The following is a 20,302-nucleotide window of genomic DNA, read 5'->3' on the forward strand; positions in this document are numbered from 1 at the left end:
GAAAATGGTATTTAGTTCTTTTGAATTTTTATGTATATTTCTCCCTGTACTCTGCATAGTGTATGCAATACTGCCATCTATGCGATGGAAAAACGGGCTGCTTATTATAGGCAGCCTCCTCTTCTATGCATATGGAGAACCGATATACGTATTATTAATGATAGGAAGTTCCCTGGTACATTATTTGCTTGCTATGGGAATCAGTAAATCTGCTTCTGCAAAGAAGCCTCTGCTGGCGCTGGATGTTATTTTGAGTCTTGTTGTTCTTGGACTCTTTAAATATACAGGAATGATTGTTACAACGGTTAATCAGATTGCACATTCTAACATACCAGTACCAGCTATTGTTATGCCTATCGGCATATCTTTTTTTACGTTCCAGTCTATGTCTTATGTAATTGATGTATATCGTGGACGTGTTGAGGTGCAGACTAACTTTTTTAAAGTACTGTTGTACATATCTTTCTTCCCACAGTTAATTGCGGGACCGATTGTAAAATATAGAGATATCAGCAAAGAGATTGATGAAAGACATACGGATGCACAACAAGTAATGCAGGGACTTCAGAGATTTATTATAGGTCTTTCAAAAAAAGTTCTTATTTCTAATACAGTTGGACAGGTAGTCGATCATATTTTTGCGGCGCAGGCATCATCCATTAATGGTGTTACAGCATGGCTTGCGGCAATCAGCTACCTTTTACAGATTTATTATGATTTCAGTGGTTACAGTGATATGGCCATTGGCCTTGGACAGGTATTCGGTTTTCATTTTCGTGAGAACTTCGACCATCCATACGATGCAACATGCATTCGTGACTTCTGGAGAAAGTGGCATATTTCCTTATCTTCCTGGTTCAAGGATTATGTATATATACCATTAGGAGGTAATCGAAAAGGAAAAGTTCGTACAGCAATAAATAAATTGATCGTATTCTTTCTTACTGGTTTATGGCATGGTGCAAACTGGACATTTGTTGTATGGGGATTATTCCATGGCTGCTTTTTGATGCTTGAAGAGTTTGTTCCAAAGCTTCAGAAACTTCCTCGTGTAGTGGCACATATTTATAGCTTAGTCGTAGTTACGGTTGGTTTTGTTATTTTCCGAGCAGATACCTTATCGCAGGGATGGATGTTTATTCGGAAAATGTTCTCCGACTTTCCTATGTCTGTGGCAGGAAACAGCCTTGCAATGCAGCAGATGACACCATGGTTTATTTTTATTCTTGTCATTGCTGTTCTTTGCGCTGCACCGGTAAATTCCCTTGTAAAAGGAATCAGAAGCAAGATGACGGAAGGAAGTAAAGGATTGGCTGTTTGCGGAACAATAAAAAGTGTATTTACACTGGTATTACTTTTATGGTGCATGATCCGACTTTCCGGAAATGCATATAATCCATTTATTTATTTTAGATTTTAGAGGAAGGAATGTGATAAAAATGAAATATAAATTATATATCGTTATATTTATGGTAATGTGCATTCTTCCTTTTGCCGGAATGGCAGTTGCAAAAACAGAGACAACAACAGAGAATAGAACAATGGCTGCTTTCCCTTCTTTTATGGAAGAAGGAAAGTGGAATGTAAATTACCTGCAGGACTTAGGAGCATACTTTGAAGATCATTATGCGTTTAGAAATCTTCTGGTTTCCGTAGATTCGCAGATACAGGCAAAGTTATTTAAAACATCAAATATGGATACTGTCATTGTAGGAAAGAATGACTGGCTGTATTACACAGCCTCTCTTGACAACTATCTTGGACAGAACCTGATGTCTGATCAGGAAGTTTATAATGCAGCATATAATCTGTCTATTGTGCAGGAATATGTCCAGAGCAGAGGCGCAAAGTTTTTAGTAGCAGTCCCTCCAAATAAGAATTCGTTATATGGGAAAAATATGCCATATTATGACCAGTCTAAGGTAAGTAGTGAGAGAAATTATACGAATATCATAAAGGCTCTTAAATCGAATAAAGTAGCATATACAGATTTGTATCAGCTTTTTTCTAATAAGAAAGAAACTTTGTATTTGAAGAGAGATTCTCACTGGAATGAAAAAGGTTCTTTGCTTGCATATAATGCGTTGCTTACAGATTTAAATAAAGAGCATGAATTGTATGAAACGGTGCCGGTACTTCGAACAAAGACAGAAATCGGAGATCTGAATAAGATGATTTATCCGATGTGGAGCCAACCGGAATGGAATTATGATTATCAATATAAGAAGAATTATGCATACACATCTGATACAAAAAGCGTGGAAGATGCATATATCACGACAACAAACAAAAAGGCCCAGGGTTCTCTTTTAATGTTTCGTGATTCCTTTGGAAATACATTACTTCCATGGATGGCACAGTCCTATGAGAAAGCTGTATTTTCAAAAGAGATGCCATATCCGTTAGAAAAATATATGCAGGAATCCAAGGCAGACACTGTTATTATAGAAAAGGTAGAAAGAAATTTAAAAGACTTTATAACAGATCCACCAATGCTTACTCCATCAGAGACAAAGTTATCAGGTGAAGCAAAACAGGTAGAGACAAAGACCACAGTTCATGTGGGTGTCAGTGAAGCGGATACTGCTTATACAGAAGTTTCTGGAAAGCTTGATTCTAAATATGTCACACCAGGAATGAAAGTATATGCAGCGGTTGGAGAAGATTCTGATCAGCATATTTATCAGGCGTATCTGGTGAATGATGATTCTTCTGATAATTCTTTAGATACTACAACTACACAGTATCGTCTGTATCTTCCACAGGAGACAGTAGATACAAAGACGAAAGTTCAGGTTTATGTAGAGTCAGAGCAGGGTCTTTATCTTGTGGGACAGAGCTTGAAGGGAGAATAGTATGAGAGTAAATAAATATATAATTGCAATTGCAGCAGGTATATTTTCCCTGAGTATGTTGTCCGGATGTCAGTCAAATAAAAAGGCAGATATGAATGTAAGTATCCAGGATGGTCAGGTACAGACAAAACTTGCTGTAGCGAAAGGTTCCTCTGTATCTGATATTCTTAAAGAAGCGGAGATTACTCTGAATAAGAAGGATCAAATTACCCCATCCCTTACTACGAAACTAGATAGCGGAGAAGAAAAAATAGAGATAGCTCGTTATGAAAAGTTAAAAGTATCGGATGATAATAAAGAACAGGAAGTAGAAATCCTCGGCGGCAAGGTAAAAGATGTCCTTGAACAAGCAGGGATTACTCTTGGAAAACATGATATCGTAAATCATGATTTAGAGGCAAGCTGTACGGATGACATGGATATCCAGGTAATCCGCCGGGTAGAAGTTTCTCTACGGGCAGATGGCAAGACAAAAAAGACAGTCACTCAGGCAAAAACAGTCAAAGAACTTCTTAACGAAAATAATATTGCTCTTTCCAAAAAGGATCGTATACGCCCTGCATTAAATAAACCTTTAAAAGAAGGAACAAAAGTTGTAGTAGAACGAGTTGAAACAAGAAAAGAAAAGAAGACAGAAGAGATTGCATTTAGTGTGGAAACACAAAAATCCTCTTCTATGTATGTAGGTTCAAGTAAAGTAACAAGAGAGGGCGTGAATGGCTCTAAAGAAGTTACATATCAGATTACTTATGTAGATGGCAAAGAAGAGAGCCGCAAAAAAGTAAAAGAAAAGGTAATCAAAGAGCCTGTTTCTAAGATTGTTACAGAAGGCACAAAAGAAAAACCACAGCAATCTTCACAGAAATCTTCTGGTTCTGGAAAACATATCGTTTCAAAACGAAAAGTACCGGACTGTGATGGTTCCGGTCATGGCTACTGGGAAATCAAGTATTCAGACGGAACAGTAGTAACAAAGAATTATTAAACACAAATAAAACGAATAAAAAAGTCATTATGTAAAACAGATTTACAGCACTGAGTGAGGATGCCTGCCAGCAGCCTTCATGTTTACGGAAGTTGAAGTTTTATATAATGGCTTTTTTATTGTTCACAAAATGTTCACAAAATTTTAGCACTCAACGCTTGACATGGCTAATAATAGGTGTTATATTACAGCTAGAACAAAGGAAAGGACATAAAGAGATAAGAAGATAAAAAAGAAGTTCTGAACCGAAGTTCATAAAATTCATTTCAACATAGTCGAAAGAAAGAAGCTTCCGATTTGCTGAAGACAGTTTAAAGATTTCGAAAGGAGAAATGACTTATGATGATGCCTAGTATTTTTGGAGAGAATTTATTTGATGATTTTGATAGCTGGTTTGACGCACCGGTTGAGAAGAGATTTTTTGGTAAGAAGAATCCGTTATATGGAAAACATGCAAAGAACCTTATGAAAACAGATGTAAGAGAAAAGAAAGATAGCTATGAAGTAGATATTGATCTTCCAGGATTTAAGAAAGATGAGATTAAGCTGGAACTTGAGAATGGATATCTTACCATTTCTGCCGCAAAAGGTTTAGATAAAGATGAAACAGATAAAAAGACAGGTAAATATATCCGCCGTGAACGTTATGCCGGTAACTTATCAAGAAGCTTTTATATCGGAGAAGGTGTAAAACAGGAAGATATTAAAGCCGCATTCAAGAATGGTATTTTGAGCATTACCGTTCCAAAAGAAGATAAAACAGCCAAGGAAGAGAAGAAATACATTACAATTGGTGAATAATTGATAAGATAATCTTAGAAAAAGATAAATCAGAATATTAATACATGGAAAAATAACAGATACCCATGAGGTATTTGATAAGATATAGGTAATATGGATTATAAGAAAGGCGAAATATAGTAGCCTGAATATAGAGATTAAAATTTAGTTTTGAAGGGAGAAATGACTTATGATGATGCCTAGTATTTTTGGAAATAATTTTGTAGATGATGTATTTGATGATATGTTCCCATTCGCAGGTAATTATACAACTGCTAACTATGATCTTATGAAGACAGATGTAAAAGATGCCGGAGATCACTATGAACTCGAAATGGAAATGCCTGGAGTTGAAAAAGAAAACATCAAAGCAGAACTGAAAGATGGTTATCTGACAGTTACTGCACAGCAGAATACCAATAAAGATGAAAAAGATAAAGAAGGTAATTATATCCGTAAAGAAAGATACAGTGGAAGTTGCCAGAGAAGCTTCTATGTTGGTGAAGGCGTAAAACAGGAAGATTTGAAAGCTGCTTTTAATAACGGAATTCTTACGGTAGCAGTACCGAAAGAAGTTCAGAAACCGGTAGAGGAAAAACAATATATTGCAATTGAATAATAATCTATTCAGAAACGAATAGATAGAATGAAAAAGGTCTGGTGATTGCAGATGCGATTACCAGACCTTTTTCTCTTTTATTTTAAAACTTTGGAAAGTATAGTTTTAGCTGGATGTTTTAGTTTTTCTTTGTCCGGGTCTTCGGAGGTAACTTCAGAAAGCATATGGTAAAAGAAAGTATAATCTTTCTGGCTGGCAGACGGAACACTATTGAGGATTCGTTGTATTTCATTCGTATTCCCGCTAAGACGAGCATTTCTTTCAAAAGTGCTAATGGTATATTCGTCTGTTAGAGCAAGTCCAAAGATGTCCAGAAAATCATCATAAATAGAATGATTTTTAAAATATCGTTTCCCATAGCGTCGTACGATAATGTTTTCACTTCCTAATTCGGCAGCGATTTCATTTAGTCCTTCTGCGTAATCAAGATATACTGCGGAAGGAGTAGTGTGGATAAATTCTTCCCATGTCATAGAGCAAAATCTTTTTTTAGATTTTTTTATTTTTTGATTCCACATGGCATTTAATAAAGCATCTTGTCGTCTGAGATAAACGATAATTTTTATTTTAAATGCATTATGGAGAGATTCCTTTCGTAATGTTTCCCATAAGTCTCTTTTTTTAAAATGTGCGGCATACCAGATTCCTTCATCAGAGAGGAGAACATTATCATATTTAGAAAACATATGAATAATGTGGTCCATGTTAAAACGAAAGAGCCTTTTTTCTTCTAATATATTTATTTTACCATTTTTATCATATTGTGGAGCAATAAGAAAATGTGCATTTCGAAAAGGGTTTATATCAGGATAAGTTTGTTCAAATACAGGAAAATAAACCCCATGTTTTGCAATGTTTTCTTTATTTTCGTTGCAAAAATATTGGATGGAAGTAGTGGCAGTTTTTGGACAGCCGATGTGTATATATAATGTTTTCATGATATCCTCTTTTCTTAAAGTTTTTTTGTAAACGAAAAAGAGAATATCTTAAAAACATTAAAATTAAATTAAAAAGCTTCCTGTGACCGCATATTAGAAATAGCTGCTTCTTTGGGGAGAGAAAGTGTAAAAATAGAGCCTTCATTCACTTTACTTTTTACAGATATTGATCCTTTATGCAATTCTGTGATTTTCTGTACCAGAGAAAGTCCCAATCCAAAGCCCGGTGTATTCCTGGATTTATCTGCACGATAAAAACGGTCGTAAATGTGCTTCTGTGTTTCTTCGTCCATACCACACCCATGATCTTCTATTTCAAAAATAGCAAGATTGTCTTTTTCCCATAATCTAAGTTTGACAAAAGACTGGTTTTCGCTATATTTCATCGCATTATTTATAAGATTTTTGATAGCGATAGCCATAAGGCTTATGTTCATGTAAATAGATATGTTTTTGAGATCATATTGAACAGATATTTGTTTTTGCATACGAAGTGGTTCTGCCTCACAAATAGATTCAATAAGATCTTTTAAACAGGAGTATTCAAAGTCTTCTTTTATTCTCCCCTGTTCTAAGCGGGAAAGTTGAAGAAGCTGAGTAATAATTTCATTTGTTTTTGCATTTTGACGTGCGATTACAGTCAGGGAATCCATATAATCGTTTATTGTTCCCCCATATTTTTTTAAATATTGACATTCTGCTGATATAATAGATGCAGGGGTTCGAAGTTCATGAGCAACATCAGAGGTAAATTGCTGTTGTTGATGAAACAGATCTTCTAATCGGTCCATCATACGATTATTTGCCTGAATCATAGCATCCATTTCTTTAAATGCAGTAGCAGATTCAATACGCTTTGCAAGATTACCTTCGATACCGATAGTATCAGCAGTATCTTTTATTTCTTTCATAGGAATTGTAAGTCGGGAAGAGACAGCGCCGATCAGTAAAAGACCAATAATACTGATTACAAAAGTAAAAGTATAGGATATGTATTTCATAGCCTGGTATTGGCTGTTAAAATCCGTTTCTTTTCCAATGTTTCTTATAATAACAAGAATTTGCTTATTAGTAATGATGTCTTTTTTTAAAAAGGGCCGGTCAAAAATATAATAATATCCAGAGGAACATTTCACTCGCCTAAAATCCCACTGATTTAGAGGATAATTGTTTAATTCTTTGTCTGGATAATGACCGCGGATTGTTCGGCCCTTATTATCTAAAACAAGTTTTTGTACATGATTTTCCCGGAAAATAAAATTTTTGTCTACTAAAATTTTCCCATTTCGGACTTCAACGTTAAGAAAATCATAACGGCTTTCCCGGCGGATCTGCCTTCTGATATCAAAGTAAATTGTTTTATTGGAAAAATATGAAATAAACAGTATCATTATAGCTGCCATAATCAATATAATTGCGGCAAAGCGAATAGAAATATAGTGAGTAATTGATTGTTTTTCTTTATGGTTCATAGCATTCCCTTATCTTTATTATTGTTCAGGAGATTTTAGCATATATCCGATTCCTCGAATGGTTTGAATAAGTTTTACATCAAAATCATCATCCACTTTTTTTCTAAGATATCGTATATATACATCAATAATATTGGATTCTCCATCAAAGTCAATCCCCCAGGCATTAGATTCTATCTGTGAGCGGGAAAGCGCGATATTTTTGTTTCGCATCATATATTCTAAAATAGAATATTCTTTTGGAGAAAGCTCGATGAGGATACCATCTCGCGAAACAGATTTTTGATCGGTATCAATGATCAGATTTCCGCAGGAATAAAAAGTACTGTGTTTTTGAGGACAGCGTTTTATAATAACACGAAGCCGGGCAAGAACTTCATCAAAAGAAAATGGTTTGACAACATAGTCGTCTGCACCATAATCAAGCCCTGTTACAATATCTTCGGTCTGGTCACGCGCAGTAAGGAACATAACAGGGGTCTCTATTTTTTTATTTCGGATATCTTTTAAGACTTCAAATCCATCCTTTCCGGGAATCATAGCATCAAGTAAAATAGCATCATAACTTTCTTCTGTAATGTAATATACAGCATCATTTCCATTAAAACAGGAATCTACGATATATCCTTCTGCCTTAAGATGTTTTGCAATAATGTGATTTAAATCCGGTTCATCTTCAACTACAAGAATTTTCATAGGAATCTCCCTTCATATATCTATATGTTTCGTGGGTCCCAAAGTCAAACACCTTAACGTGCAAGCACGAAAGGAGTTTGGACCTTTTGACCCTGACATCATATCATAAAAATATTAAAGCAGGATTAAAAATATTATGAGAGATATGCTTTTGGTGCATAATTCCTCTATATCTCGTGTTAAGCTAAGTAATTTATAAATGAAATATATGTAAAAATCTTGTAATGAATGTAACGCTATGATAGAATAAATGAACTGGAATTTGAAAGAAAAGTACCGAGAGTATATAAAAATTTATTAGGGAGGTATAGGAAAGTGATGAAAGGCTTGTTTATCATTAATCCATCTTCTGGAAGGCAGAATTTTATTGACAAGATTAAGGAGATTGCGGGAATGCTGGTCATTGACCAGATATGTAATACAATAGATGTTTTCTATACAGAGAAACAGGATGATGCCTTGAATAAAGCAGCCGCACTGGAAAAAGGCCAGTATGATTTTGTCGTTGCTGTTGGAGGTGACGGAACACTTAATGAGGTAATTAATGGAGTAGTGATGAGTAAAAGCGAGACTCCGGTTGCTGTCATTTCTGCAGGAACAGTTAATGATTTCGCTACATATTTAAATCTTCCGCAAACCCCGAGAGAATTCTGCGATATGATAGCAGATTTCCAACTTAAAAAAGTAGATGTTGGCAAAGTAAACGACAAGTATTTTATTAACGTAGTAGCCGCAGGCTTATTGTCAGATACCGGATTTAAAGTATCGAAAGATAAAAAAGCAGTAATGGGTAAGTTAGCTTACTATTTAGAAGGAGCGGCAGAACTTCCAAAACAATTCGGAAAAAGCTGGAAAATGAGGTTTGCAACAGACGATAAGACAATAGAAGAAGAAGTTCTCTTATTTATGATTGCAAACTCACAGAGTGTAGGCGGATTTAAGGAGATTGCCCCGCTGGCATCAGTTTCCGATGGTTTATTTGATGCAGTGATTATAAAGAAAATGGATATTTTTCAGGTGCTTCCATTAATGATCTCTATATTACAGGGGGATCATGTAAATCATCCGGCAGTAGAATATATTCAGACAGAAAACCTTCAGATAGAGAATCTGTCCGGAGAGGAAGTAAAAGTAGATTACGATGGAGAAGAATTACCGGAAGGTTTCCCGGTAAATATCAGTATCATTCCACAGGCAATACAAATCGTGGTACCGGGAAAATAAACACTAATTTGTAAATTTTGTGTAGACGAAAAAAGAAAGAATACCATATCCCATCTGCTCTGTAGTCGCTGTGTTTAAAATGCTCGTTCGCATCTTAAACATGCTCCGAAGCCGCATCTGGGATAGGTATTCTTTCTTTTTTCTGACTATACAAAACTCACAGTTGGTGAGAATGGGGATTGCTCGGAAATCTATGGTTTTCATCCAAATAAAGGCTCCAGATGAAGAATATTTTCTTACGGCAAAATAGTTCTTTGATTAAAAATCATAATCTCCTGGAGAATCCTCTTCTCTTTCCAACAGAAATCACTAATTTGCTATTTATTATTAAAAACAGACAGCTGCTGAAACAAAATTCTATGCTGAATTGTAAGAAGACTAACTACAATTATTTAGGAGAAGATATTCTCTTCTGGAGATTTTTATTCCAAATAAAAACCAAAGCATTCTGGGCAAGCCACTTATTCCCATCCAAGCTTTAAATACTAATTTCCATCTGGAACCAAAGAACAGAAAAGCAGAAATTTGAGATAGAAGAAAATGTGATGTCGGAGCTAGTAAAAATGCCGGTCAGGCATTTTCTACGAAGCGACTATCTTCACATTTTCTTCTATCTCAAATTTCTGCTTTTCGTCTCTCTAGTCCATCAAATTAGTATTTTAGAAAATAATAGTTGCAAAGAATTTCTTTCTGACTTATAATAGACAGGAATATAGAGTTGTTGCGTTGAGAGAAGCTACGGTATGGATGTTTTTAAGAGAGTTGATGGTTGGTGAGAATCAGCAGGCGGAAGTACCTTTCCACTTTTTGAGCATTGACGAAAGTCAAAGGCTGGTATCCTTTAACGTACCGACGAGAGGCTGTTATCGTTTTTCATATTTAAGACAGGATCGTTTGATGTATTTGGATATGTTTATATAACAGCAATTTGGGTGGCAACACGGAATTCTTCGTCCCATGATGTAGGGTAGAAGGGTTCTTTTTTTATCTCAGTCGAGAAGACTCCCACCTCTTTCAGGTGGTGAGTGACAGCAAATTTGTCTCAGTGGGAGTCCAATCTCCGACTGAGATAAACGCTACGCGAGGATGAGCAGTGATTCTGTAAAGAATATGTCAGCTTACGCTGATCAGAATCACGCGCCAAGTCTCGCAGCAGCTCGACTTGAATTTAGTCGGGAGAATTCCCGCTTCTATAACACAGGAGGAATATTGATAATGTTAGATTTAAAATTTGTTAGAGAAAATCCAGAAGTTGTAAAACAGAACATCCGTAATAAATTTCAGGATGAGAAGCTTCCTTTAGTAGATGAGGTAATTGAATTAGATGCACAGAGAAGAGCAACTCAGCAGGAAGCAGATGATTTAAGATCAAATAGAAAGAAGATTTCTAAGCAGATCGGTGCATTAATGGCACAGGGTAAGAAAGAGGAAGCTGACGCTGTAAAAGAGCAGGTTACGAAGAATGCAGAACGCCTGGCAGAGCTTGAAAAATTAGAAGCAGAACTTGGGGAAAAAGTGAAGAAAATTATGATGATTATTCCTAATATCATTGACCCAAGTGTTCCAATCGGTAAAGATGATAGTGAGAACGTTGAGATTCAGAAGTATGGTGAACCATTTGTTCCTGAGTTTGAAGTTCCATACCATACAGATATTATGGAAAGATTTGATGGAATTGATTTAGATAGTGCAAGAAAAGTTGCCGGTAACGGATTCTATTATTTAATGGGTGATATTGCGAGACTTCATTCAGCAGTAATTTCTTATGCAAGAGATTTCATGATTGACAGAGGATTTACTTATTGTGTACCTCCTTTCATGATTCGCAGCAATGTTGTTACAGGTGTTATGAGTTTTGCCGAGATGGATGCGATGATGTATAAAATCGAAGGTGAAGATTTATATTTAATCGGAACTAGCGAACATTCCATGATTGGTAAGTTTATTGATACTGTTTTACCAGCGGATACGCTGCCAAGAACACTGACATCTTATTCTCCATGTTTCCGTAAGGAAAAAGGTGCACATGGTATCGAAGAACGAGGAGTATATCGTATTCACCAGTTTGAAAAACAGGAAATGATCGTTGTATGTGAGCCAGAAGAAAGCAAGATGTGGTTTGATAAATTATGGCAGAACACTGTAGATTTATTCCGTTCTATGGATATCCCTGTTCGTACACTTGAATGTTGTTCCGGAGACTTAGCAGATCTTAAAGTAAAATCTATCGATGTAGAAGCATGGTCTCCTCGTCAGAAGAAATATTTTGAAGTAGGAAGCTGCTCTAATTTAGGAGATGCTCAGGCAAGACGACTGAAGATTCGTGTAACAGGTGAAAAAGGTAAATATTTTGCCCACACATTAAATAATACAGTAGTAGCACCACCTCGTATGTTAATTGCATTCCTTGAGAATAACTTAAATGAGGATGGCTCTGTAAGAATTCCAGCACCTCTCCGTCCATATATGGGAGGAAAAGAAGTATTAAAACCAATAAAATAAATACTGATCTGTAGATTTCGTGTAGACGAAAAAAGAAAAAAATAATACATCCCATCTGCTTTGTAGTCGCTGTGTTTAAAATGCTCGTTCGCATCTTAAACACGCTCCGAAGCCGCATCTGGGATGTATTATTTTTTTCTTTTTTCTGGCTATTCTAAATCTACAGTTTAATAACATGGACTACACCAGAAGCCTATGACATTCCGGGAAATTAATTTCTAAAGGACTGACATTTAAATGGTTGTATGTTGTTTACACTTGAAAATTGAATGCAATTCAACAGAAATACGCTTCCTTCTGGAGATTTTATCTGAATAAGAATCGTAGATTTCTGACAACCCCCTTTCTCTTATTTTTTAACTGATTTGTAGAATGAGGTTAGACAGCTACTGTAATAGAACTTTTGGCTGAATTGTAAGGCAAGTATAGCAAAGAAAAGAAGATTAAATACAATTCAATCACATACAACAATTTGAATGTCAATCCTTTAGACTTTAATTTCTCGAGAATTCATAATCTTTTGGAGAATCCCCATTCTCTCCAACTGTGGATTTAAAGTAGTCAGAAAAAAGAAAGAATACCATATCCCAGATGCGGCTTGGGAGCGTATTTAAGATGCGGAAGAGCATCTTAAATACAGCGACTACAGAGCAGATGGGATATGGTATTCTTTCTTTTTTCGTCTACATTAAATCTACAAATCAGGATTTTTTTCTATGTGATATGCGTTCTTTTCGACGTTTTTCTAATTCGTGTCTATGAATCATGTGCATGATTAAAATAATAAGAATGACAGCAATGAGGATTCTTAAAGAGAAAGAGATTCCTTTATGTATTGCCTCTTTTCTTTTGGATGCTACAGGAGCAGTTTTCAGGTTATCATCCAGGGATTTTCCTTCAAGGTAGGCTTTGCCCTGCTTAGAAGTTATGTCATAGGTTACTTCTGTACGACCAAGTTCTTTACCATCGCAGGAGATAATGATATATCCAAGACGGCCTGTTTTTTTATCTTCATCTAGTTTAAAAGCGGTTTTTAACGTGGATTCGTCGAAGTCTTTTTTTACAAGGACAGAAAAATTAGTATCATAAGAGCTGTTTAATAACTGGATCTGGTCAAGCTTTGCTGAGTCGATCGAAGAGTTTTCTGTCATGGCAGTTTTTAAACTGAAGTTGGTCAGTGGAGTGACTGCTTTTACCTGATTAAATGCCCATTTGAATAAGTTTGCGGTGTCGGTGTAGCTTTTGTCTGCTCCATGATCTTTTAAGATAACACAGATTAATTCAACATTATCTTTTTTTGCATAGGTTACTAATGTATTGAGGGCTACTTGAGTAAAGCCGGTTTTGGCTCCTTCGGCATATTCATAATAGTAGTCACTGTTTTGTCTTAAAATTTTAGCATGATTCCAGAGTTCGAGTGTATCGGTTAAAGAATCGCTCTTTTTTAAGGTATAGGAAATGGTTCCGGCAATTTTGCGGAATTCCGGATGCTTCATTGCTTCTTTGAGAATCAGTCCCATATCATAGGCAGTTGTGTAATGTTCTTCATCAGGAAGTCCATGAGGATTTTTAAACTGTGTATTTTTACAGCCTAATTCTTTTGCACGCTTTGTCATAAGCTTTGCAAATTCTGTAGTAGAACCGGAAATGTGTTCAGCGATAGCAGCAGCGGCTTCATTAGCGGATACCAGCATTAATGCATATAAGCTGTCTTCGACAGTAAGCTTTGCGCCGACATTGATTCCGGCGGTACTGCTTCCGGCTTCGATTCCATTAACAGCGGCATTGGAATATGTGATGATATCGCTCATGTTACAGTTTTCAACGGCGAGTAAAGCAGTCATGACTTTTGTGATGCTGGCCGGGTATCTTTTTGTGCTGGCTTCTTTTCCATAAAGAACCGTTCCGGTACCGGCATCCATTACAACAGCGGATTCTGCTACGATGTCAGGTGCTCCGCTTAGCTTTGAGGTTCCATAGGAAGCGCCTGTTGCCTGAGTGTTAGAGGTGTCAGCCGATGCTTCTGTTGTTGCAGCGGTAGCAGCGGTAGTTTCCGTAGCTGTAGTAGTGGTCGCAGCCGCCGCAAAGGAATTTACACAAAAGCTGAAGGCCATTGTCAGTGTCAATATAAACGTAAATAATCGTTTCATTGGGATTCTCCTTTTGATTCTGCCCAGTTGGGCCATGTTTTAGAGTTTTGCCAGGTCATTTTTAGACCTTGCTTTTCATTGTATCCTACTTCTATAGAAAAAGCAAAAATTAATTGCAAAAATAATGTGCAGCGATTAGAATAGTACTGTATGTCTAAAAATATCAGATATGAAAAATGTACGCGAAAAGTTTCAGGCGGAAAATCAGCCACAAAAGTAAGTGCAAGAACGACTCCGAGAGTACATTAAATGCAGTGGAAAGCAAAGTGCGTATTAAAGTAGAAAAGTAGATAGGAGAGTTTGATGAGATTAAGAAATGTAAAAGGTTCAAGAGAACAGATTGCAGCGAATGAATATACAATTAAAGATGCAGAGCAGATCAAGGGTCAGTGGAAAGATTATTTTCAGGACGGTAAGCCAATTCAGTTAGAGATAGGGATGGGAAAGGGAAAGTTTCTTATGCGGTTAGCAGAGAAAAATCCTCATATTCATTATATTGGAATTGAAAAGTATTCCAGTGTTTTAGTCAGAGCATTAGAAAAGATGGAAGAAACTCCTTTAGATAATATTCATTTTATTCGAATGGATGCAGAGAATATTGTGAATGTATTTGAAAAAGGAGAGGTAGATCAGATTTATCTGAATTTCTCAGATCCATGGCCAAAGGACCGCCATGCAAAGAGAAGACTTACTTCCAGACAGTTTTTAGAGCGTTATCATAATATTTTAAAAGAAGAAGGAAGAGTTATTTTTAAGACAGATAACAGACCATTATTTGATTTTTCTTTAGAAGAAGTAGAGGAAGCAGGATGGACATTGGAGAAATGTACATTTGATCTTCACCATAGTGAATACTTAGAAGGCAATATTATGACAGAATATGAAGAGAAGTTTGTAGCAAAAGGTAATCCAATCTGCATGCTTCAGGTTTTTTATAAAGAAAATAAGTAATCTGTACGGGCATATGTAGAATAATAAGAGAAGGTTGGAATTTGATAAATCAGGCGCACATCTTTAGTAATGTTCATAGAATAAATCAGGGGTGATATTTTATGAATTTTAAAGAAAAGATGTGCTGGAATATTCAAAGAAAAAGTTTTTGTGACAGGGGAATCTGGCGATGCCTATTTAACTTTTGCCGGAGTATTTCAGAAGTGTGCAATATTCTGAATGGAAAATAACAGAGATCAGGCCTTATATGTATTTGGTTTGAAGAAATCAGTATACTTCTGAGGGATTACAGATAACAAAATATGCTTTATAATAGTTTTATAATAGATGAAAGGATTTACAAATGAAAATCGTAGCAATAGATTTAGACGGAACATTATTACATTCTGACTGTACGATTTCTTCTTATTCAAAAGAAGTGATCGCTGAGGCAGGGAAAAATGGGATTATGGTAGTACCGACTTCAGGAAGAAGCTTTCGAAGCATTAAGAATCAGGTAAAGGATATTGAAGGTGTAAAGTACTGCATCTGTGCTAACGGGACTTTGGTTGGAAATATTCAGACAGAAGAACTGATTCATAATTACAAGATACCACAGCATTTTGTTTATGACATTTATAAAGAAGTGAAGGAAAGGCATGGATTTATAGAGTTATATTGTGACAATGATGCGTATGTAGAAAAAGAGGATATTCCTGTCTTTTACAATACAAAAATGGGAAAGGATTTTTGTGACAGTTTACTTTCTACCGATGTAAAAGCGCTGTCTTATGATCTGCTGTTACGTCGGGGAACAATGCGGATTAATAAAATCCATGTTGCATTTCCAGATCCGCAGGAATTGAGAGAATTTGCTGCTAAAATAGCGAAAAACGAGAATCTTGTTGTGACATTTCCAAGTGAATATAATATGGAGATTTTCCCAAAGGGATGTAATAAAGATGTAGGGATTCGTATTCTTGCTGAAAAATATAATATTGCACATGAAGATACCGTAGCGATTGGAGATAGTGATAATGACGTGGCGATGATTGAATATGCACATATTGGAATTGCGGTAGCAAATGCGATGGAAGTATTAAAGGAGAAAGCCGATTATATTACGAAATCAAATGATGAAGATGGTCCGGCGATTGTACTGAAAAAAATACTTAAAAAATAAAAAATAATGCTTGCAATCTATGAAAGGTTGTTATATAATAGTCCTTGTCGTTGAGAGAAACGAAAACAAAACACAAGGATATGCGCTTTTAGCTCAGTTGGTAGAGCAGCGGACTCTTAATCCGCGTGTCCAGGGTTCGAGCCCCTGAAGGCGCATTACAAAGCATCGTTTTTAGGATTTAGGCCTGGGGATGGTGCTTTTTTTGTTGCCAAAAGGAGGAACAACGATGAACTTGATTTTTGACTTAGATGATACCCTTTATGACCTTATGGGACCTTTTGAACTGGTTCATAAAAAGTTATATGCAGATAAAACCGATGCGGATTGTACGGAACTGTTTATAAAATCACGAGCTTATTCGGATGAGATCATGGAAGCAGAGATAAAAGGAGACATTCCACATGAGGATTGTTTTTATGAGAGAATTAAAAGAACGTATCATGATGTGGGAATTGAGATGAGCAGAGAAGATACAGAAGAGTTTGAACGATTATACAGAGCTTATCAGAAAGAAATATCTCTTAGTGAGGGAGTGGAAGAGTTCCTTGATTATTGTAAAGCTCATAATATTTTCATTGCCATTCTTACGAACGGAAGACCGAAATCTCAGTATGCGAAGGTAATTGCTTTGGATTTACATAGATGGTTTGACGATGACCACATCTTTATTTCTGGTGGGATTGGCTATCAGAAGCCAGATCCGATGGCATTTCAATATATCGAAAAGATGTTTTCACTTAATCCGGAAGAAACATGGTATATCGGAGATACTTATGAGGCAGATGTTGTTGGGGCAGACGGTGCAGGCTGGCATACAGTCTGGTTTAATCATCGTAACCGAGAATGTCTGGAAAACTGTGCTGATGTGACAGTAAGAAGTATAGAGGAATTAAGTAGATTCATAAGAGAAAGAAGCTAAAAGTATGAAATCAGTAATATCTATATGGAAATTAGGACTTTAAACCTATTAGAAAGAGTAATGGTTTCTAAGAGAAATTTTTTATGATATTACTGATTTCATCAGAGAATGATAAGATAATCAGGATAGAATGATATTGGTTACTTCGTGTTTAATTTTAATAATTTATGGTATTCAAGTACATCATTATCCCACTGTTTATATTTTTGATCTCCGCGGCGGTCAGGAAGACCATATTCGTTTTTGAGGTATTCACCGAGATAGGCTGTAGTCTTTTGGGCTCCTTTGATATTAAGATGATCGCCGCCGTCCGCAGTATCTTTTTTCCAATTGATATTCTTTTTTAATTCAAGGTTCAAATCGATAAAGTTGATTTTGTTCTTGTCGGCAATCTGCTGCAATGCATTATGCTTTCTGTAGTTCCATCCATTGTAATTCGGAACGGAGATCAGTACAGGAATAGAACCCTGACGTTTGCAATAGTGAATACATTTTTCAAAGGTAGATGCACTGATATCGTTGATTTTCCAGGTTTTTCTGGTGAACTTCATTCGGTGCTTTTTTTTATGGACTTTGTGTGTTGATTTACGGTAATAGTAACCTTTCATAACGGAATATCGGTTTCCCCAAATGTTCTTAATTTTATGTGGGTTTAAGTTTTTGTGGAAGCTGATAACCGGAAAAAAGGTTGCGAGCTTTGCTTTTGTGATAGAGTCGAGATTAGCGATATCGGTTTTATCACGAAAAAGATTATTGCCGTCAATCAGTACGATAGAAGGCTTTTGGTGTTTATAAATCTGCTTTAAATATTCATAAGTCTCAGGAATACGCTGGCTTGCCTGTCCCCAGGTATATCCGGTGAATCCGTCCTGTTCCCACCATATGAGAGGAAAAATTCCGCTGTATACATTACTGTCTCCTATTGCTAATACATCAATACTGTTATCCGGTTCCTGAAAAATGCTATAGCCGGAGTAATTAAATAGCGGATTGGCATTGTACCCCATGGCAATGGATAAGGAAGAAAAGATTTTCAGTGCAAATGTTAAAATCAGCAGGAAAATAATGCTTCGTGCTGCTATTGATTTTTTTGACATTTTAGTTCCTCCTGTAAAGTGAATGTACTCTCACGAAATCAAGCACAAAAAGATTCCGAGAGTACATATGAAAGTGTTCGATAGTAAATCATATTAAAACTTCGCATAAATAAAGTCGGCAACGCCCCATCCGGGTCCATAGGCACCGGCAATGATGATCAGTATAATAGGAATCATATATAGTCCCCAGCGAATTGGTAAGGACTGTTTTGATATGAGTTCGCGGATAGAATGTCCCTCTTCCTGGCTCTTTCCGATGAGATAGAGAAGAATAATACTAAAGACGATTAACAGGAAATCCAGTTTAAATAATCCTCCTTGATCAAAAGCTATCTGCCAGAAAGAGACTTTGCTGTTCCATGGACGAAATACAGAACAGAGCATAGCGATAGCAACGTTTAAGTTTCGTGCCCGGAAAATGAGCATACCAATATTTACAAGAATAAATGTGCGGGCTGTCTGCATTATGTGATACCAGGATGCATTTCGATCAATGTTACATTTCCTGCAAAAAGCAGCAAAAACAGGTTCGAAAAGCATACCAAGGACCATGATGACATAGTAATAAAGACCGTAAATAATGTATTTCCATTCTGCTCCATGCCAGATTCCATTACCGAACCAAACGGCGAACAGAGCAAAAATACCGGGAATCGTGGCAGCATAATAACGATTCATGTGGGCTCGGCACTTTTGGCAGAACTTCTGAAAATGTGTTCCAAGAGAAATCGGGTAAAAAATGTAATCTTTGAACCAGGCTCCCAGAGTAATATGCCATCTGCGCCAGAAATCATTAACGGAAGTGGCGAAAAATGGACGTTTGAAGTTCTCTTCTAAAGTGATGCCGAAAAGCTGGGCGCTTCCTCTTGCAATGTTAATACATCCGGCAAAGTCCATGTAAAGCTGGAAAGTATATAAAAGAATTGCCATGATAACAGGAAAACCGGAGTATCGTTCGTGATTTGCAAAAATAGCACGAACATACATATTTACGCGGTCAGAAAGAAGTACTTTTTGAAAAAGTCCCCATGTAATAAGCTGGGCACCAAAACAAAACTGTTTATAATCAAAGCGATGCTCTGCTTTTAATTCTTCACCAAGCTGCCCATAGCGGGAGATTGGTCCCTCGGTGATGACTGGGAAAAAGATTAAAAACAGAAGCAGGCGCAGGTAGTTTCTTTCGACCTTACATACGCCGCGGGCAACATCTGTCACGTAGCTGATGGCAGACAGTGTGTAAAAAGAGATTCCGAGAGGAAGAAAGATATTTAAAAACGGAATCTGGGCGGGGATATGTAAAGCATTAAAAAGTGCATTGATATTTTCACCAAAAAAGTTAAAATACTTTGTAACAAATAAAATACCGAAGTTTATAAAGCATAAGAATGCGATAACATAGCGGATTTTTGTCGTGGTCTTATTCTTTAGTTCTTTTCTTGTAGCGCGGTCCAATTCTTTCTTTTTTAATTTAAATGTTTCGTTGAACTGCTCGATAACTCTTGCACCAAGATAAATGGCTGCCGTTGTAAACAGGACAACGACAACCAGACTTTTCATTGTAAGAATATAGAACAGCAGGCTCGAAAAGAGTAGTCCGATCCAACGGCGCTTTATGGGAAGTAAATAATAAAGGATCAGACTGCCGCCAAGAAATGGAAAAAGATAGAGCCATGAATTATACTGCATATTCTCACCTACTCATCTTCTAAAATTTCCTGAACCATGTGGTAAATACTTTCTACAGATTTAAAGTTCTCTGGCTTAATATAAGGAAGTGTAATGTTGATATCAAATTCATCATTAAGCTCAGAGACAAGCTGAAGAATTTCCATAGATTCTAAAAGGTGTTCATCAATAAAATCTGTTGATGCCGCAAAGTCAGCGCCAGGTTTAATAGTTTCTAAAATTTCAAGAATAGTGTCCATAGTTAATCTCCTTTGTGTATTATTCAA

18 protein-coding genes and 1 tRNA gene are annotated in these 20,302 nt (G+C 36.4%); 12 read left to right on the top strand and 7 right to left on the bottom strand.

The genetic code is table 11. The features are described from left to right. Positions 1–4 precede the first annotated feature (4 nt). The 5 genes from EHLA_RS00475 to EHLA_RS00495 all read left to right on the top strand — a co-directional run bounded on the left by EHLA_RS00475 (position 5) and on the right by EHLA_RS00495 (position 5,239). On the top strand, positions 5–1,420 hold the full coding sequence (locus EHLA_RS00475) for an MBOAT family O-acyltransferase (RefSeq protein ID WP_096238907.1): 1,416 nt from the start codon (positions 5–7) through the stop codon (positions 1,418–1,420). Positions 1,421–1,439: 19 nt separating this feature from the next. Continuing rightward, positions 1,440–2,855 (top strand): alginate O-acetyltransferase AlgX-related protein, encoded by a 1,416-nt coding sequence (locus tag EHLA_RS00480; RefSeq protein ID WP_157908523.1) that lies wholly within the window; start codon positions 1,440–1,442, stop codon positions 2,853–2,855. A gap of 1 nt (position 2,856) precedes the next feature. After that, on the top strand, positions 2,857–3,840 hold the full coding sequence (locus tag EHLA_RS00485; RefSeq protein WP_021906650.1) for a ubiquitin-like domain-containing protein: 984 nt from the start codon (positions 2,857–2,859) through the stop codon (positions 3,838–3,840). A gap of 339 nt (positions 3,841–4,179) precedes the next feature. Further along, positions 4,180–4,641 carry an Hsp20/alpha crystallin family protein gene (locus EHLA_RS00490; RefSeq protein WP_096238909.1) on the top strand — a complete coding sequence of 154 codons (462 nt, stop codon included), beginning with the start codon at positions 4,180–4,182 and terminating at the stop codon, positions 4,639–4,641. Positions 4,642–4,810: 169 nt separating this feature from the next. Beyond that, entirely contained in the window at positions 4,811–5,239 is a 429-nt protein-coding gene (locus EHLA_RS00495; RefSeq protein WP_096238910.1) for an Hsp20/alpha crystallin family protein, read from the top strand. Between the two features lie 77 nt (positions 5,240–5,316). Here EHLA_RS00495 and EHLA_RS00500 read toward each other — a convergent pair whose 3' ends face one another. From EHLA_RS00500 to EHLA_RS00510, 3 genes are all read right to left on the bottom strand, one after another. Beyond that, positions 5,317–6,177 (bottom strand): hypothetical protein, encoded by an 861-nt coding sequence (locus tag EHLA_RS00500; RefSeq protein ID WP_096238911.1) that lies wholly within the window; start codon positions 6,175–6,177, stop codon positions 5,317–5,319. Between the two features lie 68 nt (positions 6,178–6,245). Then, the gene (locus tag EHLA_RS00505) at positions 6,246–7,649 is read right to left on the bottom strand and encodes a sensor histidine kinase (protein WP_096238912.1); all 1,404 of its coding nucleotides are present in this window, start codon (positions 7,647–7,649) and stop codon (positions 6,246–6,248) included. An 18-nt stretch (positions 7,650–7,667) separates the two neighbouring features. Then, positions 7,668–8,345, bottom strand: a complete 678-nt coding sequence (locus tag EHLA_RS00510; RefSeq protein WP_096238913.1) for a response regulator transcription factor — start codon at positions 8,343–8,345, stop codon at positions 7,668–7,670. Positions 8,346–8,663: 318 nt separating this feature from the next. Here EHLA_RS00510 and EHLA_RS00515 point away from each other — a divergent pair, with 318 nt between their 5' ends. The 3 genes from EHLA_RS00515 (at position 8,664) to serS (ending at position 12,071) form a co-directional block, all read left to right on the top strand. Then, positions 8,664–9,569 (top strand): diacylglycerol/lipid kinase family protein, encoded by a 906-nt coding sequence (locus tag EHLA_RS00515; protein ID WP_096238914.1) that lies wholly within the window; start codon positions 8,664–8,666, stop codon positions 9,567–9,569. Between the two features lie 726 nt (positions 9,570–10,295). After that, positions 10,296–10,490 carry a hypothetical protein gene (locus EHLA_RS15995; protein ID WP_123864820.1) on the top strand — a complete coding sequence of 65 codons (195 nt, stop codon included), beginning with the start codon at positions 10,296–10,298 and terminating at the stop codon, positions 10,488–10,490. Positions 10,491–10,784: 294 nt separating this feature from the next. Then, positions 10,785–12,071: a serine--tRNA ligase gene (gene serS, locus EHLA_RS00525; RefSeq protein ID WP_096238916.1), complete on the top strand. Its 1,287-nt coding sequence runs from the start codon at positions 10,785–10,787 to the stop codon at positions 12,069–12,071. A gap of 701 nt (positions 12,072–12,772) precedes the next feature. Here serS and EHLA_RS00530 read toward each other — a convergent pair. Then, on the bottom strand, positions 12,773–14,221 hold the full coding sequence (locus tag EHLA_RS00530; protein WP_157908524.1) for a D-alanyl-D-alanine carboxypeptidase family protein: 1,449 nt from the start codon (positions 14,219–14,221) through the stop codon (positions 12,773–12,775). Between the two features lie 303 nt (positions 14,222–14,524). Here EHLA_RS00530 and trmB point away from each other — a divergent pair, with 303 nt between their 5' ends. The 4 genes from trmB (at position 14,525) to EHLA_RS00550 (ending at position 17,253) form a co-directional block, all read left to right on the top strand. Continuing rightward, positions 14,525–15,172 carry a tRNA (guanosine(46)-N7)-methyltransferase TrmB gene (trmB, locus tag EHLA_RS00535; protein WP_096238918.1) on the top strand — a complete coding sequence of 216 codons (648 nt, stop codon included), beginning with the start codon at positions 14,525–14,527 and terminating at the stop codon, positions 15,170–15,172. A gap of 343 nt (positions 15,173–15,515) precedes the next feature. Then, positions 15,516–16,334: a Cof-type HAD-IIB family hydrolase gene (locus EHLA_RS00540; RefSeq protein ID WP_096238919.1), complete on the top strand. Its 819-nt coding sequence runs from the start codon at positions 15,516–15,518 to the stop codon at positions 16,332–16,334. An 82-nt stretch (positions 16,335–16,416) separates the two neighbouring features. Continuing rightward, positions 16,417–16,489 (top strand) — tRNA-Lys (locus EHLA_RS00545). Between the two features lie 71 nt (positions 16,490–16,560). Next, complete coding sequence (locus EHLA_RS00550; protein ID WP_096238920.1) at positions 16,561–17,253, top strand: HAD family hydrolase; 693 nt, start codon at positions 16,561–16,563, stop codon at positions 17,251–17,253. A 140-nt stretch (positions 17,254–17,393) separates the two neighbouring features. On the opposite strand, the gene EHLA_RS00555 is transcribed toward EHLA_RS00550, so the two are convergent. From EHLA_RS00555 to EHLA_RS00565, 3 genes are all read right to left on the bottom strand, one after another. Then, positions 17,394–18,350 carry a hypothetical protein gene (locus EHLA_RS00555; protein WP_096238921.1) on the bottom strand — a complete coding sequence of 319 codons (957 nt, stop codon included), beginning with the start codon at positions 18,348–18,350 and terminating at the stop codon, positions 17,394–17,396. 93 nt (positions 18,351–18,443) lie between these two features. Then, entirely contained in the window at positions 18,444–20,036 is a 1,593-nt protein-coding gene (locus EHLA_RS00560; protein ID WP_096238922.1) for an MBOAT family O-acyltransferase, read from the bottom strand. A gap of 8 nt (positions 20,037–20,044) precedes the next feature. Then, positions 20,045–20,275 (bottom strand): phosphopantetheine-binding protein, encoded by a 231-nt coding sequence (locus EHLA_RS00565; RefSeq protein ID WP_096238923.1) that lies wholly within the window; start codon positions 20,273–20,275, stop codon positions 20,045–20,047. Positions 20,276–20,302: the final 27 nt, after the last annotated feature.

It is taken from the genome of Anaerobutyricum hallii, assembly GCF_900209925.1.
Classification (GTDB): domain Bacteria; phylum Bacillota; class Clostridia; order Lachnospirales; family Lachnospiraceae; genus Anaerobutyricum; species Anaerobutyricum soehngenii.

Bases quoted from the DNA above. Each gene is read 5' to 3' on its own strand.
- EHLA_RS00555 (WP_096238921.1), bottom strand. From the start codon at position 18,350: ATGTCAAAAAAATCAATAGCAGCACGAAGCATTATTTTCCTGCTGATT.
- EHLA_RS00565 (WP_096238923.1), bottom strand. From the start codon at position 20,275: ATGGACACTATTCTTGAAATTTTAGAAACTATTAAACCTGGCGCTGAC.
- EHLA_RS00530 (WP_157908524.1), bottom strand. From the start codon at position 14,221: ATGAAACGATTATTTACGTTTATATTGACACTGACAATGGCCTTCAGC.
- EHLA_RS00560 (WP_096238922.1), bottom strand. From the start codon at position 20,036: ATGCAGTATAATTCATGGCTCTATCTTTTTCCATTTCTTGGCGGCAGT.
- EHLA_RS00495 (WP_096238910.1), top strand. From the start codon at position 4,811: ATGATGATGCCTAGTATTTTTGGAAATAATTTTGTAGATGATGTATTT.
- EHLA_RS00475 (WP_096238907.1), top strand. From the start codon at position 5: ATGGTATTTAGTTCTTTTGAATTTTTATGTATATTTCTCCCTGTACTC.
- EHLA_RS00515 (WP_096238914.1), top strand. From the start codon at position 8,664: ATGAAAGGCTTGTTTATCATTAATCCATCTTCTGGAAGGCAGAATTTT.
- EHLA_RS00540 (WP_096238919.1), top strand. From the start codon at position 15,516: ATGAAAATCGTAGCAATAGATTTAGACGGAACATTATTACATTCTGAC.
- EHLA_RS00485 (WP_021906650.1), top strand. From the start codon at position 2,857: ATGAGAGTAAATAAATATATAATTGCAATTGCAGCAGGTATATTTTCC.
- EHLA_RS00500 (WP_096238911.1), bottom strand. From the start codon at position 6,177: ATGAAAACATTATATATACACATCGGCTGTCCAAAAACTGCCACTACT.
- EHLA_RS00510 (WP_096238913.1), bottom strand. From the start codon at position 8,345: ATGAAAATTCTTGTAGTTGAAGATGAACCGGATTTAAATCACATTATT.
- EHLA_RS00480 (WP_157908523.1), top strand. From the start codon at position 1,440: ATGAAATATAAATTATATATCGTTATATTTATGGTAATGTGCATTCTT.
- EHLA_RS00490 (WP_096238909.1), top strand. From the start codon at position 4,180: ATGATGATGCCTAGTATTTTTGGAGAGAATTTATTTGATGATTTTGAT.
- EHLA_RS00550 (WP_096238920.1), top strand. From the start codon at position 16,561: ATGAACTTGATTTTTGACTTAGATGATACCCTTTATGACCTTATGGGA.
- trmB (WP_096238918.1), top strand. From the start codon at position 14,525: ATGAGATTAAGAAATGTAAAAGGTTCAAGAGAACAGATTGCAGCGAAT.
- serS (WP_096238916.1), top strand. From the start codon at position 10,785: ATGTTAGATTTAAAATTTGTTAGAGAAAATCCAGAAGTTGTAAAACAG.
- EHLA_RS00505 (WP_096238912.1), bottom strand. From the start codon at position 7,649: ATGAACCATAAAGAAAAACAATCAATTACTCACTATATTTCTATTCGC.